Raw genomic sequence first — 17,464 nt, 5'->3', positions numbered from 1 at the left:
ACCGGGTGACCACGGGTCGCCCGGCCGGACGTCGTCGGCTGGTCAGACGCCGAGTGCCGCCTTCACCTGAGCGAGCGACGGGTTCGTCGCGGTCGAGCGGTCGGGGAAGATCACCGTCGGGACCGTCTGGTTGCCGCCGTTCAGCGAGGCGACGAGGTCGGCGGTCCCCGGGACCTGCTCGATGTCGACCTCGGTGAACGGGATGCCGGCTGCGGACAGCTGATGCTTCAGTCGGGCGCAGTACCCGCACCAGGTCGTGGAGAACATCGTGATGCCGCCATCGGCGGGCAGGTAGTCGTCGGCACTCATCCCAGCAGCCTAACCCCGGTGGACGAGGCACCGACCCTCTGGGCCGGAGGACCGTCCGCGCCGGATGAAGCACCGTCGGCGAGACGGTATTGTCGGGGATGACTCCCGGCACCTGAGGTGCCCCGATCCCCATGAGGACTGTTGATATGAGAATTGGTGTGCTCACGAGCGGCGGCGACTGCCCCGGCCTGAACGCGGTCATCCGAGGAGCGGTCCTCAAAGGGACGAAGATCCACAACCAGGAGTTCATCGGCATCCGCGACGGCTGGCGAGGAGTCGTCGAGGGCCTGACGATGCCGCTCGACCGCCACAGCGTGCGTGGTCTCGCCAAGCAGGGTGGCACCATCCTCGGCACGAGCCGCACCAACCCGTTCGAAGGACCGCACGGCGGCCCGGAGAACGTCCAGCACACCATGGACCGGCTCGGCATCGACGCGCTCATCGCCATCGGCGGAGAGGGCACGCTCGCCGCGGCGAAGCGGCTGACCGACGCCGGCCTCAAGATCGTCGGCGTCCCGAAGACGATCGACAACGATCTCGACGCCACCGACTACTCCTTCGGCTTCGACACCGCCGTCGAGATCGCGACCGAGGCCATCGACCGTCTCCGGACGACGGGCGAGTCCCACAAGCGGTGCATGGTCATCGAGGTCATGGGCCGGCACGTCGGCTGGATCGCCCTGCACGCCGGTATGGCGGCGGGTGCCCACGCCATCCTCATCCCGGAACAGCCGCAGTCGATCGAGCAGATCTGCGAGTGGGCGGACAGCGTCTACCAGCGCGGTCGCGCCCCGATCATCGTCGTGTCCGAGGGCTTCACGCTCGACACCATGGAGACCGCGCACTCCGAGAAGGGACTCGACGCGTTCAACCGTCCCCGTCTCGGCGGCATCGCCGACGTGCTCGCACCCGAGATCGAGCGCCGCACGGGCATCGAGTCCCGCGCGACCGTGCTCGGCCACCTGCAGCGCGGTGGCGTCCCGAGCGCCTACGACCGCGTGCTCGCCACCCGCCTCGGTATGGCCGCCATCGACTCCGTCATGGCCGGCGACTGGGGCACGATGATCGCACTCCGCGGCACCGAACTCGTCAACTGCCGCTTCGAAGAGGCGCTCGGCAAGCTGAAGACCGTGCCGCAGGAGCGCTACGACGAAGCGGCGATCCTCTTCGGCTAGACACCCGCCGCACCGACGACGCCCCTGCTCCGGACGGAGCAGGGGCGTCGTCGCTTCGGATCAGGCCGGATCGGTGTCCGTGAGTTCGAGCACATCGAGCAGCCAGGCGAGTTCCTCGGCGCGCTCACGCCACGCGTTGTAGCGGCCGCTCACCCCGCCGTGCCCGGCGCTCATCTCGATCTTCATCAGCGCCGGTGCACCGGCGTCCCGCAGGCGGGCCACCCACTTCGCGGGTTCCACGTACAGGACGCGGGTGTCGTTGAGGCTCGTCGTCGCGAGGATGCGCGGGTAGCGCTTCGCCGGGTCGACGTTCTCGTAGGGGCTGTACGCCTTCATGTACGCGTAGACCTCGGGGTCGTGGAGCGGATCGCCCCACTCGTCCCATTCGATGACCGTCAGGGGGAGCGACGGGTCGAGGATGCTCGTCAGTGCGTCGACGAACGGGACGCCGGCGAGGATGCCGGCGAAGCGGTCGGGAGCACGGTTCGCCACGGCGCCCATGAGGAGGCCACCGGCGCTGCCGCCCTCGGCGACGAGCCGGGCAGGCGTCGTCCAGCCCTCGCGGATGAGGTGGTCGGCCACGTCGACGAAGTCGCTGAAGCTGTTCTGCTTGTGGAGCTTCTTGCCGTCCTCGTACCAGTGACGCCCGAGTTCGCCGCCGCCGCGCACATGGGCGATCGCGAAGGTCACGCCGCGGTCGAGCATCGACAGCCGCGCGATCGAGAAGGACGGGTCCATGCTGGCCTCGTACGAGCCGTACCCGTAGAGGTGGAGCGGCCCGGGCCCCTGGACACCGACCCGGCGCACGATGGAGACCGGCACACGGGTCCCGTCCACGGCAGTCGCCCACTCCCGGAACTGCTCGTAGTTTGCCGGGTCGTAGTCGCCGAGGACCGGCTGCTGCTTGCGCACGAAGCGTTCGCCGGACCGGACGTCGAGTTCGAGCACCGTGGACGGCGTCACGAGGGACCCGTATCCGAACCGGAGCATCGGTTGAGCCCACTCGTTGTTGCCGTGCCAGCCCACGGTGGACAGCGGTTCCTCGAAGGCGATCTCGTCGATGTCGCCACTCGTCGGGTCGAGCAGGCCGATACGCGTGAGGCCGTCGCGCCGATAGGAGACGGTGGTCACGGCCTCGAACGCCTCAACGTCCTCGAGCCGGCGCTCGCTGCTGTGCGCGACGACGACCCGCGCCGTGCCGAGCGGATCCGAGAGTGGCACCTCGACGAGCTCGAAGTCCGGCGCGTCCCGGTTGTGCAGGATGAGCAACCGGTCTGCGCCGTCGGCCACCCGGTGTTCGACGCTGTACTCGACGCCGTCGGTCCGCGGCCAGACGATCCGCGCCTCCTCGGACAGTGCGTCGGCGGGGACGAGCCGGGTCTCGCTCGTGACCGAGGAGCCGGCCTCGATCAGGAGCAGCGCGCGGCTGCGGGTGAATCCGGCGCCGACCCAGAACCGCTCGTCGGGCTCGTGGAAGAGGACCGTGTCGTCGTCCTGGGACGTCCCCACCCGGTGCAGGTGCACGGTGTCGGGGCGCCAACTCTCGTCGACCGTCGTGTAGACGATGGCGGTGCCGTCGGGGGAGAACTCCGCCCCGCCCGCGGTCCCGAGGAGCTCGTCGTCGAGGTCGACGCCACTCGCGAGGTCCCGGACACGGACGGTGTACCGCTCGTCGCCTTCGACGTCGACGCCGTAGAGCAGTCGCGTGCCGTCGTCCGACACGTCGAAGCTGCCGAGGGAGAAGAACTCGTGGCCCTCCGCCTCGACGTTGGCGTCGAGGATGATCTGCTCGCCGGGGGCCGCGCCGCCCTCAGGCAGGGTCGGCGGCGTCCAGTCCTCCGGGTCGGCGACCGGGATGCGGCACTGGATGCCGTACTGGCGGCCTTCGACACTGCGGCCGTAGTACCACCACGCACCGGAACGGGTCGGGACCGAGAGGTCGGTCTCGAGCGTGCGACTCTTGATCTCCTGGAAGATGCGCTCGCGCAGTCCGGCCAGATGGGCCGTCTCCTGCTCGGTGTAGGCGTTCTCCGCCTCCAGGTGCGCGATCACCTCCGGTGACTCCTTCTCACGGAGCCACTCGTACGGGTCCACCACGGTGTCGCCGTGGTGGGTGCGTTCGGTCGGTCGGGTCTGGGCACGGGGGGCAGAGAGCTTCGCCATGGTCCAACGCTAGTCGAGGCGCCGCCCTCCCAGCCCGCTCGGAGCCATCGGAGGGCCGCCGGGTCTAGCGTGGGGTGATGACGACCATCCCAACATTCGCGCTCAACGACGGTTCGAGCGTCCCCGCGATCGGTTTCGGCACATACCCCCTGCGAGGCCGCGAGGGCACCGACGCCACGCTGTCCGCCATCGACGCAGGCTACCGACTGATCGACACCGCCGTGAACTACCGCAACGAGGACGCCGTCGGCGCCGCGGTCCGCGAGACCGACGTCCCCCGCGACGAACTCGTCGTCGCGACGAAGCTGCCCGGCCGCGACCACGGCTTCGAGGAGACCATCACCTCGTGCCGCGGATCCCTGGCCTCGCTCGGCCTCGACCACATCGACCTGTACCTCATCCACTGGCCGAACCCTTCCGTCGGCCGCTTCGTCGAGTCGTGGAAGGCCATGATCCAGCTGCAGCGCGAGGGCCTCGTCCGCAGCATCGGCGTCTCGAACTTCACCGAGGAGTTCCTGACCCGCCTCGCCGACGAGACGGGTGTGTTGCCGGCCGTCAACCAGGTCGAGCTGCACCCGTACTTCCCGCAGGAGGAGCTCCTCGCCTTCCACCGCGAGCACGGCATCGTCACCGAGGCGTGGAGCCCGCTCGGCAAGGCACAGGCGCCGTTCGCCGAGGAACCCGTCGCAGCGGCCGCCGCGGCGCACGACGTCTCACCGGCGCAGGTCGTCCTCCGCTGGCACCACCAGCGCGGCGTGCTCCCGATCCCGAAGTCCGCGTCCCCGGAACGCCAGCGCACGAACATCGACGTGTTCGGCTTCGAGCTCAGCGACACCGAGGTGCAGGCGATCACCGCACTCGGGCGGACCGACGGCAGGCTCTTCGACGGAGACCCCAACACCCACGAGGAGATGTGAGTCCCGGCGGGCGCGTCCGCGCGCCCGCCGGCACCCCTCCTAGACTTGGCCGGGTGAAGCCCAGACGTCGTCGCCTGTCCCCGGTCCGTGCCCGCTCGTCGCGGGTGCTCCTCGTCGCCCTGGCCCTGGCGGTGGGTGCACCACTCGTCGCGACCCTGGCGAGCACGCCGCCCGCCGCGGCCGACGCTCGGACCGACGTGTCCGACTTCACCTTCGCGTCCTTCGACGGCGACTACACCCTGAGCCGTGGCGGCGACGGTCAAGCCGAGCTGCGCGCGGTCGAGACCTTCGTCGCGGAGTTCCCCGACTCCGACCAGAACAAGGGCATCATCCGAGCGATCCCGGACGAGTTCGACCGGGCACCACTGCACACGGAGATCGTCTCGGTGACCGACGCCGACGGTGCGCCCGTGGAGTGGGAGACCGACCGCGACGGCGACTTCCTCGAGTTGTCGCTCGGGACGGACGACTACGTGCGCGGCACGCAGAGCTACGTCATCACCTACACACAGCGCGGCGTCGTCGGCGCCTATCGCGACACACGCTCCGACGAGTTCTACTGGGACGCACCCGGGACCGGCTGGGACCAGCCGTTCGCCGACGCCAGTATGACGGTGCGGGTCGCGCCCGACATCGCCGACGCGCTCACCGGTGACGGCGCCTGCTACCGCGGGGATCCCGACGACAGCTCGCCGTGCGACCTCTCCCAGGCGGAGGACGCCGACGGAGACGTCTTCACGACCTCCTCCGTCCCGCTGCAGGCCCGGCAGACGCTGACGGTCGCGATCGGGTTCGAACCGGGCACGTTCGTCCAACCGGCCCGCCCCGGCGAGGCACCGGTCTTCTCCATCGTCCCGATCGTCCTCGGCGCGCTGTCGGCCGCGTGGCTCGGAGCGCTCTTGTGGATCCGACTGCGCTTCTGGCGGGACCACCCCGGTCGTGGCGTCATCATGCCGCAGTACTCCGCCCCGAAGCAGATGAACCTCCTGCTGGCGGGCGACCTCGCCGGTCGCGCCGCCTCGTCGATGGCCGCCGAGATCGTCAGCCTCGCCGTCCGCGGCAAGCTCCGGATCGTGGACGGACCGGGCAAGAAGGACTACTCCCTGCAGTACCTCGACGACAGCGCGACGGATGAGCAGGAACGGCGCGTGCTCGCCGCGCTCTTCCCCGACCGGAACCGACCGCGGGAGATGAAGGAGGTCGACCCGGCGCTCGGCAAGGCGGTCACCGCGGAACTCGCGGCCGCCAAGCGGAACGCCCTCGACCTCGGCCTCCGACGCTCGGTCTCCTCCGGGCGGGCGTGGATCATCGTGGGGGCGCTCGCCGTCCTGGGCGTCGCCGGGATCGTCTTCTTCGGGGTCGCCTACTCCCAGCGAGCGGACAACGGCTGGTCGGTCGCCGCGCTCTTCGTGACCGGGATCGCGCTGCTCGCCGGGATCGTGTTGGCCATCGCACCGAAACCGCTCACCGCCACCGGTGCCGATGCGCGGGACGAGTTGCTCGGCCTCCGCGACTACCTGGCGCTGGCGGAGCAGGACCGCTTCCGCATGTTGCAGAGCCCCGACGGTGCCGAACGGGTGGACCTCGGCGACCCCGGCCAGCTCGTCCGGGTCACCGAACGGCTCCTGCCCTTCGCCGTGCTCTGGGGCGTGGAGCGCGAGTGGGCCAAGGAACTCGGTATCCGCTACGAGCAGGCCGGGAGTGCGCCGTCGTGGTACGCCTCGAACACCCCGTTCCAGGCGGCGATGTTCGCGAACGCGTTCTCCGGCTTCTCCGGATCGGCGTCGAGTACGTCGGCGTCCTGGTCGACCAGTGGGGGAGCGAGCTCGTCCGGCGGCTCGACGGGCGGCGGCTTCGCGGGCGGCGGCGGAGGCGGCGGAGGCGGCGGCGGGCGCTGATCGGCGTCGAGTTGACCTCGACCGGGCAGGGTGTAAGGATCGTGTACGGCGGGTGAACCGCCCGTATCCAGCACGTGAATTCCCCCCAAACATCTCGTCGGGGAGCACTGTGTCCGTATTCGCTCCGCCTCGAGAAAGACACCAGTGGAACTCGTTACCCTGACTGTCGTGCTGGTCATCGCACTGGCACTGTTCTTCGACTTCACGAACGGGTTCCACGACACGGCGAACGCCATGGCGACCCCGATCGCCACGGGCGCCCTCAAACCGAAGACCGCCGTGCTGCTCGCCGCGATCCTCAACCTCGTCGGTGCGTTCCTGTCCACGGAGGTCGCGAAGACCATCTCGGGCGGGCTCATCCGGGAGGGCGAGGGCGGCATCCGGATCGGACCGGAGCTGATCTTCGCCGGACTCATCGGCGCGATCGTCTGGAACATGCTGACCTGGCTCCTCGGCCTGCCGTCGTCCTCCAGCCACGCGTTGTTCGGCGGGCTCATCGGCGCGGCGATCGTCGGCGCCGGCTTCGGCTCGATCGACTTCGGTGTCGTCCTCTCCAAGGTCATCCTCCCGGCGTTGATCGCCCCCGTCACGGCGGGTCTGGTCGCCTACTCGGCGACGAAGCTCGCCTATCGGATCACGCGCCGCTATGACGGCAAGCCCGACGGCCGCGACGGGTTCCGGTACGCGCAGATCTTCTCCTCGTCCCTCGTCGCCCTCGCGCACGGTACGAACGACGCACAGAAGACCATGGGTGTCATCACGCTCACCTTCATCGCGGTCGGGGTGCAGGCGGTCGGCACCGGCCCCGAGCTCTGGGTCATCGTCGTCTGCGCCCTCGCCATCGCGCTGGGCACCTACATGGGCGGCTGGCGGATCATCAAGACCATCGGCACAGGGCTCACCGACGTCAAGCCGGCGCAGGGCTTCGCGGCCGAGACGAGCACCGCCGCCACGATCCTCGCGTCGAGCCACCTCGGCTTCGCCCTCTCCACCACGCAGGTCGCCTCCGGCTCCGTCATCGGCTCCGGCCTCGGGCGACGCGGATCGAAGGTGCGCTGGGGGACCGCCGGGCGCATCGCCCTCGGCTGGTTGATGACCCTGCCCGCGGCCGGCATCGTCGGGGCACTCGCCGCCGCCGTCGCCCACCTCGGCCTCGTCGGCATCATCATCGACGCCGTGGTGGGGGTCGGTGTCATCCTCACCATCTTCCTCATCTCGCGCCGGAACCAGGTCGACCACAGCAACGTCGTCAGTGAGGTCGCCGACTCCGGTCGTGCGGTCAAGATCAAGCGCAACCCCAAGCCCAAGAAGGTGAAGAAGTGATCGACTGGGCAGCATTCCTGATCGTCTTCGCGACGTCGCTCATCGGTGCGACCGCGATCGTCAGTCTGTACTCCCTCGGGCTCCGGCTCCTGACCACCGCCGGGCGCGTGCCCGTGGTGGCGCCGGCCGAGTTCACCGACGCGATCACGGTCATCACGCCGGAGGAGGCCGCGAAGGCGGCGAAGCGGGCAGCGAAGGCCGCCCGGAAGAACCCGTTGACCCCCGCGCAGCAGAACCTGGCCCGCGCCGGCGCCTACGCCTGCTTCGCCCTGTGTGCGGGGGCGGTCCTCTTCGGCATCTACCTGATCGTGCCGTTCTTCCACCAGGGCTGACCCCTGGGGTTCGCCAGCGCACCGCGCTGACGCGAACCGCACCTACCCGGCGTGAGCGCGGGTCACACACGTGAGCGCGGGGCTCCAGAGACCCGCGCTCGCGCGTACGACCCGCGCTGACGCCAGCGCACCGCGCTGACGCACCCGCACCGGACGGGTCAGGCGGTCTTCCGCCAGCGACCGATGGTCGTCATCACGTGGTAGATGACGATCGCGGCGATCGTGCCGAGCGCGATCCCGTTGAAGCTGACGTCGCCACCCGCCACCCAGGTGAAGTCCGCGATGCCGATGATGAGCGCCGTCGCGGCGGTGAACTGGTTGACGGGCTTCGAGAAGTCGACCTTGTTGTCGAGCCAGATCTTCACCCCGATGATCCCGATGAGTCCGTACAGGGCCGTCGTGACGCCGCCGAGGACGCCCGCCGGGATCGTGTTGATGACCGCACCGACCTTGGGGGAGAGGCCGAGGAGGACCGCGAACAGACCGGCGACCCAGTAGGCCGCCGTGGAGTAGACCCGCGTCGCCGCCATGACGCCGATGTTCTCGCCGTAGGTCGTCGTGCCCGAACCGCCGCCGAAGCCGGCCAGCATCGTCGCCAGACCGTCGGACAGGAGCGCGCGACCGGTCTGCTTGTTCACCGAGGCGTCGGTCATCTGCGCGACGCCGCGGATGTGGCCGACGTTCTCGGCGATGAGGACGAGCACGACGGGGAGGAACGCCGGGAGGACCGCCCAGACCGCCGGGTTCGAGATCGGGTTGTCCGCGAGGTGGAACTCGGGGAGGCCGACCCACGCGGCGTCCGCGATCTTCGAGAAGTCGATCTCCTGACGGATCGCCGCGACGATGTACCCGACCACGACACCGATGACGATCGACAGTCGGCCGAGGATCCCGCGGAAGACGACGGTCGACAGGATGACGGCCGCGAGCGTCACGAGGGCGGTGATCGGAGCGGCCACGAAGTTGTTCTTCGCGGCGGGGGCGAGGTTGAACCCGATGAGCGCGACGATGGCACCGGCGACGACCGGCGGCATGAGCGCATCGATCCACCCGGTGCCCGTGACCTGCACGATGACGCCGACGAGCGCCAGGAGGAGCCCCACCGCGAGGATGCCGAAGAGGGCGCTGCCCATGCCCTGGCTCGCGACCGCGGCGGAGATGGGGGCGATGAAGGCGAATGACGAGCCGAGGTAGCTCGGCACGCGGTTCTTGGTGATGACGAGGAACAGGATGGTGCCCACACCCGAGAAGAACAGCGTCGTGGTGGGCGGGAACCCGGTCAGCACGGGGACGAGGAACGTGGCGCCGAACATCGCGACGACGTGCTGCATGCCGAGGCCGATGGTCCGCGGCCAGGTGAGCCGTTCTCCGGGGCCGACGATCGCGTGGGTCGGGACGTGCTTGCCGTCGCCGTGCAGAGTCCAGGGCAGCGCCATGTGAGCTCGATTCCGTGAGGAGGGTGCTGGGTAAGGGGTCCAGCCGATCGTAGCGGCACCCTCGCATCCCGGTCGTCGCGGGGCGGTCCGCCGTGCCGGTACGCTGGTTGCTTCGATGCAGACCCAGGAGGTCCAGTGACCACGACGCCCACCGCTCCGCGCTCGTTCCGAGAGCGTCTCGACGGTTTCTTCGAGATCAGCAAGCGCGGTTCGACCGTCGGAGGCGAGGTGCGCGGCGGCCTCGTGACCTTCGTCGCGATGGCCTACATCGTCATCCTCAACCCGATCATCCTGAGCGGCTCGGCCGACGTCACCGGTGGCGAGCTCGGCTTCGCCCAGGTCGCCGCCGTGACCGCCCTGACCGCCGGCGTCATGACGATCCTCTTCGGTCTCGTGGCGCGGCTGCCGTTCGCCTTCGCGGCCGGCCTCGGCATCAACTCGTTCCTCGCGGTCAGCGTCGTCGGTCAGGTCACCTGGGCCGAGGCGATGGGCCTCGTCGTCATCAACGGGCTGATCATCGTGCTGCTCGCGGCGACCGGACTCCGCGCCATGATCTTCAACGCGGTGCCCATCCAGTTGAAGATCGCGATCACGGTCGGCATCGGCCTCTTCATCGCCTTCATCGGCTTCGTCGACGCCGGCTTCGTCCGCTCGACGGGCGCCGGTTCGCCGCCCGTCGGCCTCGGGATCGAGGGCTCGGTCGCCACCGTGCCGACCGCCGTGTTCGTCATCTCCCTGCTGCTCACGGGCGTGCTCGTCGCGCGCAAGATCAAGGGCGCCCTGCTCATCGGCATCGTCGCCTCCACGATCATCGCCATCATCGCCGAGGCCGTCTTCAAGGTCGGCGCCTCCAACGGCGGCGAGAACCCCGGTGGCTGGAACCTCAGCGTCCCGACCCTGCCCACCCAGGTCGTCGGGGTGCCCGACCTCAGCCTGCTCGGCCAGGTGAGCTTCGGCGGCTTCGAGCGCATCGGCGTCCTCGCCGCGCTCATGCTCGTCTTCACCCTCGTGTTCACGAACTTCTTCGACGCCATGGGCACGATGACCGGGCTCTCGAAGGAGGCCGGTGTGGCGGACGCCAAGGGCGACTTCCCGCGACTCCGCTCGGCGCTCATCGTCGAGGGTGTCGGTGCGGTCGCCGGTGGCGCGACCTCGTCCTCCTCCTCGACCGTCTTCATCGAATCCGGTGCGGGCATCGGCGAAGGGGCACGGACCGGCCTCGCGAACCTCGTGACCGGCGCGCTGTTCCTGCTCGCCATGTTCTTCACGCCGCTCACGCAGATCGTGCCCTCCGAGGTCGCCGCCGCCGCGCTCGTCATCGTCGGGACGCTCATGATGTCGCAGATCAAGGACATCGTCTGGACCGAGTTCTCGGTCGCGCTCCCGGTGTTCCTGACGGTCGTCGTCATGCCGCTGACCTACTCGATCGCCAACGGCATCGGCGCCGGCTTCATCGCCTGGGTCGTGCTCCGCTCCCTGTCCGGGAAGGCGCGCGAGATCAGCCCGCTGCTGTGGGTCGTCGCAGCCGGGTTCCTCGTCTTCTTCGCCCGCGGACCCATCGAGCAGCTCCTCGGCGTCGCGTCCTGACCGTCCGCGGTCGGCCGCCCTCGGGTGGTCGACCGCGGCGGAGCACGTCGGCGGTGACTCCTAGACTCGGACCATGACTTCCGACGTCCGTTTCGGTCAGTACCCGGCTCCCGACAGGGTCATCGTCCATCTGAGCGACCCGCACCTCTTGGCCGACGGCCGACGCCTCTACGACGCGGTCGACGTGCAGGCCAACCTTGAGCAGGCCCTCCGTCAGATCGAGCGCATGCAGCTCCGGCCCGACGCGATGGTGTTCACGGGCGACCTCGCGGACCGCGGAGAGGCCGACGCCTACCGTCGGCTCCGGGAGCGGGTCGAGCCCGTCGCCGAGCGACTCGGCACCACCATCGTCTGGCTCATGGGCAACCACGACGAACGATCGGTCATGCGGACGGAGCTCCTCGACCTGCCGGCAGGGGAGCAGCCGCTCGACGCCGTCTGGGACTTCGGCGGCTTGCGCGTCATCGGCCTCGACTCGACCGTCCCGGGGTGGCACCACGGCGAGCTCGAGGACAGCCAGCTGCAGTGGCTGGAGTCGGTGCTGGCCACGCCGGCGCCGCTCGGCAGCATCCTCGCCATGCACCACCCGCCGGTGCCGTCGAGTATCCCGTTCTTCGACATCCTCGAGCTCCGCGACCAGCACCGGCTCGAGGCCGTGCTGCGCGGGAGCGACGTCCGGGCCATCCTGGGCGGCCATCTGCACTACTCCACCTCGAGCACCTTCGCCGGCATCCCCGTCCAGGTCGCCAGCGCGAGCTGTTACTCGATGAACCTCTCGCTCCCGTCCGTGGAGGTGAACGGGATGTTCGGCGGTCAGTCCTTCAACCTCGTGCACGTCTACGACGACCGCATCACCCACTCCACGGTCCCACTCGGTGACTACACCACCGCCGACACCTTCAGTGCGGCGTTCATCGACCGCATGGCCGCCCTGAGCCCGGCCGAGCGGCTGGAGGCGTTCTCGCGCAAGCGGTGACCCACGGTCGCTGAACCGCAGGCACGGAACCGTCTCGGGTCCAAGACACCGCAGAGGCATCGCGGATCGCACCCGGCTACGCTGGAAGGGACATCCACCCACCAGGCAACGGAGCCACGAGTGACGATCAGCACCACCAGCAGCAGCACCCCCACCACCCTTGGAGCAGACGACGACATGGCGGACAGGACGAACAGCGACGAGACTCGGACGGAGTCGGATTCACTCGGTTCAATGGAGATCCCGGCCGACGCGTACTGGGGCATCCACACGGCACGCGCGCTCGAGAACTTCCCCATCACGAAGCGTCCGATCTCCGTCTACCCCGACCTCGTCGTCGCCATCGCGAGCGTCAAGCAGGCCGCCGCCCGCGCGAACGCCGAGATCGGGGTCCTCGACCCGGCGAAGGCGAACCTCATCGACCGCGCGTGCCAGATCATCATCGACGGTGACTTCCACGAGGAGTTCATCGTGGGTGTGATCCAGGGCGGCGCAGGTACGTCGACGAACATGAACGCGAACGAGGTGATCACGAACATCGCGCTCGAGCTCGCTGGCCACGCCAAGGGCGAATACCAGTTCCTGCACCCGCTCGACGACACCAACCGGTCGCAGTCCACCAACGACGTCTACCCGACCTCGATCAAGATCGCGCTCGCGTTCTCGCTGCAGTTCCTCCTGACGGAGCTCGGCCTGCTGCGCGACTCGTGCAGCGCGAAGTCCGTCGAGTTCTCCCACGTCCTCAAGGTCGGGCGCACGCAGCTCCAGGACGCCGTCCCGATGACCCTCGGGCAGGAGTTCCACGGCTTCGCCACGACGCTGAACGAGGACTACGACCGCCTCCACGAGACCCTCTGGCTGCTCGCCGAGGTCAACCTCGGCGCCACCGCGATCGGAACGGGGATCACCGCCGACCCGCGCTACGCGGAGGCCGTCGTCCGTCACCTCAACCAGATCACGGGCCTCGCGCTCACCACGGCACCCGACCTCATCGAGTCGACGAGCGACGCCGGCGGGTTCATGTCGTTCAGCGGCACCCTGAAGCGGAGTGCCATCAAGCTCTCTAAGATCTGCAACGACCTGCGTCTGCTGTCGAGCGGTCCGCAGGCAGGCCTCGGCGAGATCAACCTGCCGCCCCGACAGGCCGGATCGAGCATCATGCCGGGCAAGGTCAACCCGGTCATCCCGGAGGTCGTGAACCAGGTGGCGTTCAGCGTCGTCGGCGCCGACATGACGGTCACGATGGCGGCCGAGGCCGGGCAGTTGCAGCTCAACGCCTTCGAACCGGTCATCGCCCACTCGCTGCTGCAGAGCATCGTCTGGATGGCACAGGCGTGCAAGACGCTGCGGGTGAACTGCATCGACGGCATCACGGCGAACGAGGAACGGCTCGAGGTGATGGTCGGCGCGTCCGTCGGCGTCATCACCGCCCTGACCCCGTTCATCGGGTATCAGTCGGCTGCGGCGCTCGCGAAGACCGCGCTGCTGACGGGCCGCAACGTCGCGGACCTCGTGGTCGAGGCCAACCTCATGACGCGCGACGAGGTGACGAAGCAGCTCTCGCCCGCGCGGCTCTCGGGGATCGAGGCCATCACCTCGGCCATCCCGATCATCGACCTGCCGATCCCGGGCGCGGACTCCGACCCGAGTCGCTGACCGACGCGGCTGTACACGACGAAGCCGTCCGGACCAGGGTCCGGACGGCTTCGTCGTGTGCTGTGGGGGAGTCGCTACCCGGCGGTGACCGTGCAGTGCGTCGTGAGCGATCCGACGCCTTCGACGGACACGGTGACCGTCGCGCCGTCGGTCAGGAAGACCTGCGGGTCGCGCGAGTATCCCGCGCCGCCCGGGCTGCCCGTCGAGATGAGCGTTCCGGGCAGGAGGGTCGCGGAGCCCGACAAGTGTTCGATGAGCGTCGCGACGCTGCGGACCATGTGACTGGTCGAGGAGTCCTGGAGCGTCACGCCGTCGAGGACGGTCGAGATGTGGAGCTCCTGCGGGTCGGGGATCTCGTCCGCGGTCACGACGACCGGGCCGGTCGGGGTGAACCCGTCGAAGGACTTGCAGCGCGACCACTGCGCCTCGGAGTACTGGATGTTGCGGGCGGTGATGTCGTTGACGACGGTGTACCCGAACACGTATCCGAGGGCGTCGGCCGCATCGACGTCGCGAGCGGCCCGGCCGATGACGACACCGAGCTCCGCCTCGTAGTCCACCTGCTCGCTGATCGCCGCTGGCCAGCTCGTGGTGCCCTCGTGACCGGTGAGCGAGTTCGCCCACAGGCCGAAGATGGTGGGGGCGTTGTCGGTCTTGAGGTTGAGCTCCTGCGAGTGCGCCGAGTAGTTGAGCCCGACCGCGAGGATCGTCGGCGGACGGAGGACCGCGGATGCGTGGACAAGCCCGTCGAGGGGTTCTCCGCTGACACCGTGGGCGAGCGACGTCTCGACGAAGCTCCGTACACGGTCCAGCTCGGCCGGGCCGCGCTCGATGAGCTCCTGGAGGTCGCGCGGGGCGTCCTCGAGGATCTCGTCGAGGAACACCGCCCCGGTGTCGCTGATGACGGCGAGTCGGACCCGCGGCTCTGCGGGGGTACTCGGCTGGTGGTCTGTGGCGACGAAATGGGCGAACTTCACCCGTCTACGGTATCGCAGGCGCGTCGGGCGCGGGCGTTGTGGACATACCGGTCCGAGCTGCGGGTGCCCGGACACGACGGAACGGGATGCGAGGCGGATCCTCGGGCGGCGGCACCGGACAGACTCATCGCCCGGTGCTGCGGCAATGCCTGCGAGTCGCCCGGGCGATGAGTTGATCTGCACACAGCATGCACCCGGGAGCGGCGACCCGCAAGCCCCTGTCACGCGCTCAGCGAAATCCGCGTGAACCGATCGGGCGGAACTGCTTGGATGGGGTCATGACCGATTCAGCACGTACCAAGCCCGAGGTCGACGCCCCCACGGGCCCGGCCCCCACCGAACTCGTCATCGAGGACATCTTCCTCGGCGAGGGGGACGAGGCCCAGGCCTCCTCGACCGTCGACGTCCACTACCTCGGCGTCGGCTACGACTCCGGCGAGGAGTTCGACTCCTCCTGGAGCCGCGGGCAGTCCATCAACTTCCCGTTGCGCAACCTCATCCAGGGCTGGCAGCACGGCATCCCCGGCATGAAGGTCGGCGGCCGTCGCAAGCTCACGGTCCCGCCGGAGCTCGCCTACGGCCCGGCCGGCAGCGGCCACCAGCTCTCCGGCCAGACGCTCGTCTTCGTGATCGACCTCCTGGGCGTCAAGTAACCATCCGCAGGTCACCCCTCGTCTCTCTCGACCGACGCGTCGCTGAGGCGAGGGGTGTCGCATGTCTCCCAGACCGAACGAGGACCACATGACCACCGCAACCCAGTACGTCGACCGCCTGACGGCGACCATTCCGGACTTCCCGACGCCCGGCATCCTGTTCCGCGACCTGACCCCGGTCTTCGCCGACGCGGACGCCTTCCGCGCGATCATCGACGAGCTGGCGGCGCGCTTCGAGGGTCGCTTCGACGCCGTCGCCGGTGTCGAGGCCCGTGGGTTCCTGCTCGCCGCGGCCGTCGCGTACGCGACCCACACGCGACTGGTCCCCATCCGCAAGGCGGGCAAGCTGCCGGGTGAGGTGCTCCGCGAGGACTACGGACTCGAGTACGGTGCCGCCGCCCTGGAACTGCGCACTGAGCAGCTACCGGCCGGGACGCGCGTGCTCATCCTCGACGACGTGCTAGCGACGGGCGGCAGCTGCGGTGCGGCGGTCAACCTCATCGAGCGCGCCGGATACGAGGTGGCAGGGCTCGGGCTGGTGCTCGAGCTCGAGGGACTGCCCGGCCGAGCCTCGCTCAGCGGTCGCGACGTCTTCTCGATCGCCACGGCTCCCGCCTAGACGCTACGGCGTCGGCGTCCGGGCGTCGTAGCGGCGGAAGGCCCCCTGGACGCGGACGAGCGTCCAGACGAGGACGACGACCAGGAGTCCGCCGGCGAGCGCCGGTACCCAGAGCGCGAAGGCCGAAGCCGCGAGGCCGATGTAGAGGTCGCCGACGCGGGGTCCACCGGTCACGACGACGGTGAAGACGCCCTGCAACCGGCCCCGCACGGCATCGGGCACGGCCGCCTGGAGGATCGTCATCCGGAAGATCGAACTGATGTTGTCGGCCGCTCCGGCGACGGCGAGGGCGATCGCCGCGATCACGATGGCGGGGAGGTTCGCGTCGGCGGCATCGTGCGTCGCCGTTCCGGAGAACGTGACCCACGCGAGGACCGCGCCGAAGCAGGCGATGGCGAGCCCGTAGACGATGATGGCCCGCTCGATGGCGCGGCCCTGGCGGTCGATCCGGCCGAGTCGTCCGGAGACGAGGCTCGACAGGAGGGTGCCGACCGCGCCGGCCGCGGTCAGGACCCCGACGGTGATCGCGCCGCCGCCGAGCAACAGGGTGCCGACGGCGGGATAGAGCACCCGCGGGTTGCCGAACGTCATCGCGACGATGTCGACGATGAACGTCATCCGGACGTTGGGGGCCGTCCGGAGGAAGGTCCAGCCGTCGACCAGGCTCGTGAGGCCCGGAAGTCGACTGACGCCGCCTTCGGGCAGGATCTTCGGCAGCGACGCGATCCCGAGGAAGGCGGCGACGAACAGCACGACGTCGATCGTGTAGGTCCAGCGGAATCCGACGCCGGCCACGAGGACGCCGGCGAGTGCTGGTCCGACCGTCACCATGACCCCCGCGGCGATGCCGGACAACGCCGCGGCGGACGGTAGGAGGCGGGCCGGCAGCAGTCGGGGGAGGATCGCCTGCCGCGTCGTCCCGACGACGGTCGTCGACACGGCGTTGATCGTCGTGAGGAGGTACAGGGGCCAGACCAGCTCCGAACCGCTCCAGGCGAGCACCGCGATGATCGCCGTGGACACCCACGTGACCACGGCGGCCGTCAGGGCGACCGTGCGTCGGTCGAACGCGTCCGCGAGCATGCCCCCGTAGAGCCCGAAGCAGATCATCGGGATGAGGGCGATGACGCCCACGAGCGAGACCGCGAACGTCGACGCGGTGAGGTCGTAGACCTGGAGGCCGACGGCGACGATGGTCATCTGGCCGCCGATCCCGGTGATCGCCCCGCCGATCCACAGGCGGGCGAAGGCGGGACTCTCCCGGAGTGGACTCAGATCGACGAGGAGCCCGCGCCGACCGGATCCGGGTGCAGCGCTCACCGGGGCATCGGGTGACGGGATGTGGCGCGCTCAGACATGCACCTCAGCCTACGCGCGTCGCGGCAGGGCTCGGCGGCGAGGGGCAGGGGCTGCCCGGAGTCGGTTGTCAGTGCCCTCGGGCAG

At 69.4% G+C, this 17,464-nt stretch carries 15 protein-coding genes; 10 read left to right on the top strand and 5 right to left on the bottom strand.

The window, feature by feature from the left end:
• Nucleotides 1-42: 42 nt before the first annotated feature.
• Nucleotides 43-309, bottom strand: coding sequence for a mycoredoxin (locus tag IFU30_RS18205; protein ID WP_064294490.1), 267 nt, complete (start codon nt 307-309; stop codon nt 43-45).
• A gap of 146 nt (nt 310-455) precedes the next feature.
• On the opposite strand from IFU30_RS18205, the gene IFU30_RS18200 reads away from it, so the two are divergent.
• Nucleotides 456-1,484, top strand: coding sequence for a 6-phosphofructokinase (locus IFU30_RS18200; protein WP_064294489.1), 1,029 nt, complete (start codon nt 456-458; stop codon nt 1,482-1,484).
• A gap of 60 nt (nt 1,485-1,544) precedes the next feature.
• Here the strand turns inward: IFU30_RS18200 and IFU30_RS18195 are convergent, their stop codons facing one another.
• Nucleotides 1,545-3,647, bottom strand: coding sequence for a S9 family peptidase (locus IFU30_RS18195; protein ID WP_192006602.1), 2,103 nt, complete (start codon nt 3,645-3,647; stop codon nt 1,545-1,547).
• A gap of 77 nt (nt 3,648-3,724) precedes the next feature.
• Here IFU30_RS18195 and IFU30_RS18190 point away from each other — a divergent pair, with 77 nt between their 5' ends.
• The 4 genes from IFU30_RS18190 to IFU30_RS18175 all read left to right on the top strand — a co-directional run bounded on the left by IFU30_RS18190 (nt 3,725) and on the right by IFU30_RS18175 (nt 8,117).
• Nucleotides 3,725-4,564, top strand: coding sequence for an aldo/keto reductase (locus IFU30_RS18190; protein WP_079707132.1), 840 nt, complete (start codon nt 3,725-3,727; stop codon nt 4,562-4,564).
• Nucleotides 4,565-4,617: 53 nt separating this feature from the next.
• Entirely contained in the window at nt 4,618-6,462 is a 1,845-nt protein-coding gene (locus tag IFU30_RS18185; RefSeq protein ID WP_192006600.1) for a DUF2207 family protein, read from the top strand.
• Nucleotides 6,463-6,606: 144 nt separating this feature from the next.
• Nucleotides 6,607-7,785 (top strand): inorganic phosphate transporter, encoded by a 1,179-nt coding sequence (locus tag IFU30_RS18180; protein ID WP_079707130.1) that lies wholly within the window; start codon nt 6,607-6,609, stop codon nt 7,783-7,785.
• Nucleotides 7,782-8,117 (top strand): peptidase, encoded by a 336-nt coding sequence (locus tag IFU30_RS18175; RefSeq protein WP_192006598.1) that lies wholly within the window; start codon nt 7,782-7,784, stop codon nt 8,115-8,117. The genes IFU30_RS18180 and IFU30_RS18175 overlap by 4 nt, the downstream gene beginning before the upstream one ends.
• 158 nt (nt 8,118-8,275) lie before the next feature.
• Here the strand turns inward: IFU30_RS18175 and IFU30_RS18170 are convergent, their stop codons facing one another.
• Nucleotides 8,276-9,553 (bottom strand): uracil-xanthine permease family protein, encoded by a 1,278-nt coding sequence (locus IFU30_RS18170; protein WP_079707128.1) that lies wholly within the window; start codon nt 9,551-9,553, stop codon nt 8,276-8,278.
• A 135-nt stretch (nt 9,554-9,688) separates the two neighbouring features.
• On the opposite strand from IFU30_RS18170, the gene IFU30_RS18165 reads away from it, so the two are divergent.
• The 3 genes from IFU30_RS18165 (at nt 9,689) to IFU30_RS18155 (ending at nt 13,772) form a co-directional block, all read left to right on the top strand.
• On the top strand, nt 9,689-11,140 hold the full coding sequence (locus IFU30_RS18165) for an NCS2 family permease (RefSeq protein ID WP_137243259.1): 1,452 nt from the start codon (nt 9,689-9,691) through the stop codon (nt 11,138-11,140).
• Nucleotides 11,141-11,213: 73 nt separating this feature from the next.
• Complete coding sequence (locus tag IFU30_RS18160) at nt 11,214-12,116, top strand: phosphodiesterase (RefSeq protein ID WP_137243258.1); 903 nt, start codon at nt 11,214-11,216, stop codon at nt 12,114-12,116.
• Between the two features lie 177 nt (nt 12,117-12,293).
• Nucleotides 12,294-13,772: an aspartate ammonia-lyase gene (locus IFU30_RS18155; protein ID WP_086474295.1), complete on the top strand. Its 1,479-nt coding sequence runs from the start codon at nt 12,294-12,296 to the stop codon at nt 13,770-13,772.
• Nucleotides 13,773-13,846: 74 nt separating this feature from the next.
• Here IFU30_RS18155 and IFU30_RS18150 read toward each other — a convergent pair whose 3' ends face one another.
• Nucleotides 13,847-14,749 (bottom strand): fumarylacetoacetate hydrolase family protein, encoded by a 903-nt coding sequence (locus tag IFU30_RS18150; protein WP_192006596.1) that lies wholly within the window; start codon nt 14,747-14,749, stop codon nt 13,847-13,849.
• A 278-nt stretch (nt 14,750-15,027) separates the two neighbouring features.
• On the opposite strand from IFU30_RS18150, the gene IFU30_RS18145 reads away from it, so the two are divergent.
• Nucleotides 15,028-15,402 carry an FKBP-type peptidyl-prolyl cis-trans isomerase gene (locus IFU30_RS18145; RefSeq protein ID WP_064294480.1) on the top strand — a complete coding sequence of 125 codons (375 nt, stop codon included), beginning with the start codon at nt 15,028-15,030 and terminating at the stop codon, nt 15,400-15,402.
• 88 nt (nt 15,403-15,490) lie between these two features.
• Nucleotides 15,491-16,021: an adenine phosphoribosyltransferase gene (locus IFU30_RS18140; protein WP_124769542.1), complete on the top strand. Its 531-nt coding sequence runs from the start codon at nt 15,491-15,493 to the stop codon at nt 16,019-16,021.
• Between the two features lie 3 nt (nt 16,022-16,024).
• Here the strand turns inward: IFU30_RS18140 and IFU30_RS18135 are convergent, their stop codons facing one another.
• A complete protein-coding gene (locus IFU30_RS18135) occupies nt 16,025-17,341 on the bottom strand; it encodes an MFS transporter (RefSeq protein ID WP_192006594.1) in 1,317 nt (438 codons plus the stop codon).
• Nucleotides 17,342-17,464 lie beyond the last annotated feature (123 nt).

The sequence above is a fragment of the Plantibacter sp. CFBP 8798 genome (assembly GCF_014841195.1).
GTDB classification, from domain to species: domain Bacteria; phylum Actinomycetota; class Actinomycetes; order Actinomycetales; family Microbacteriaceae; genus Plantibacter; species Plantibacter auratus.
This window is presented reverse-complemented; position numbering and strand designations above follow the sequence as displayed.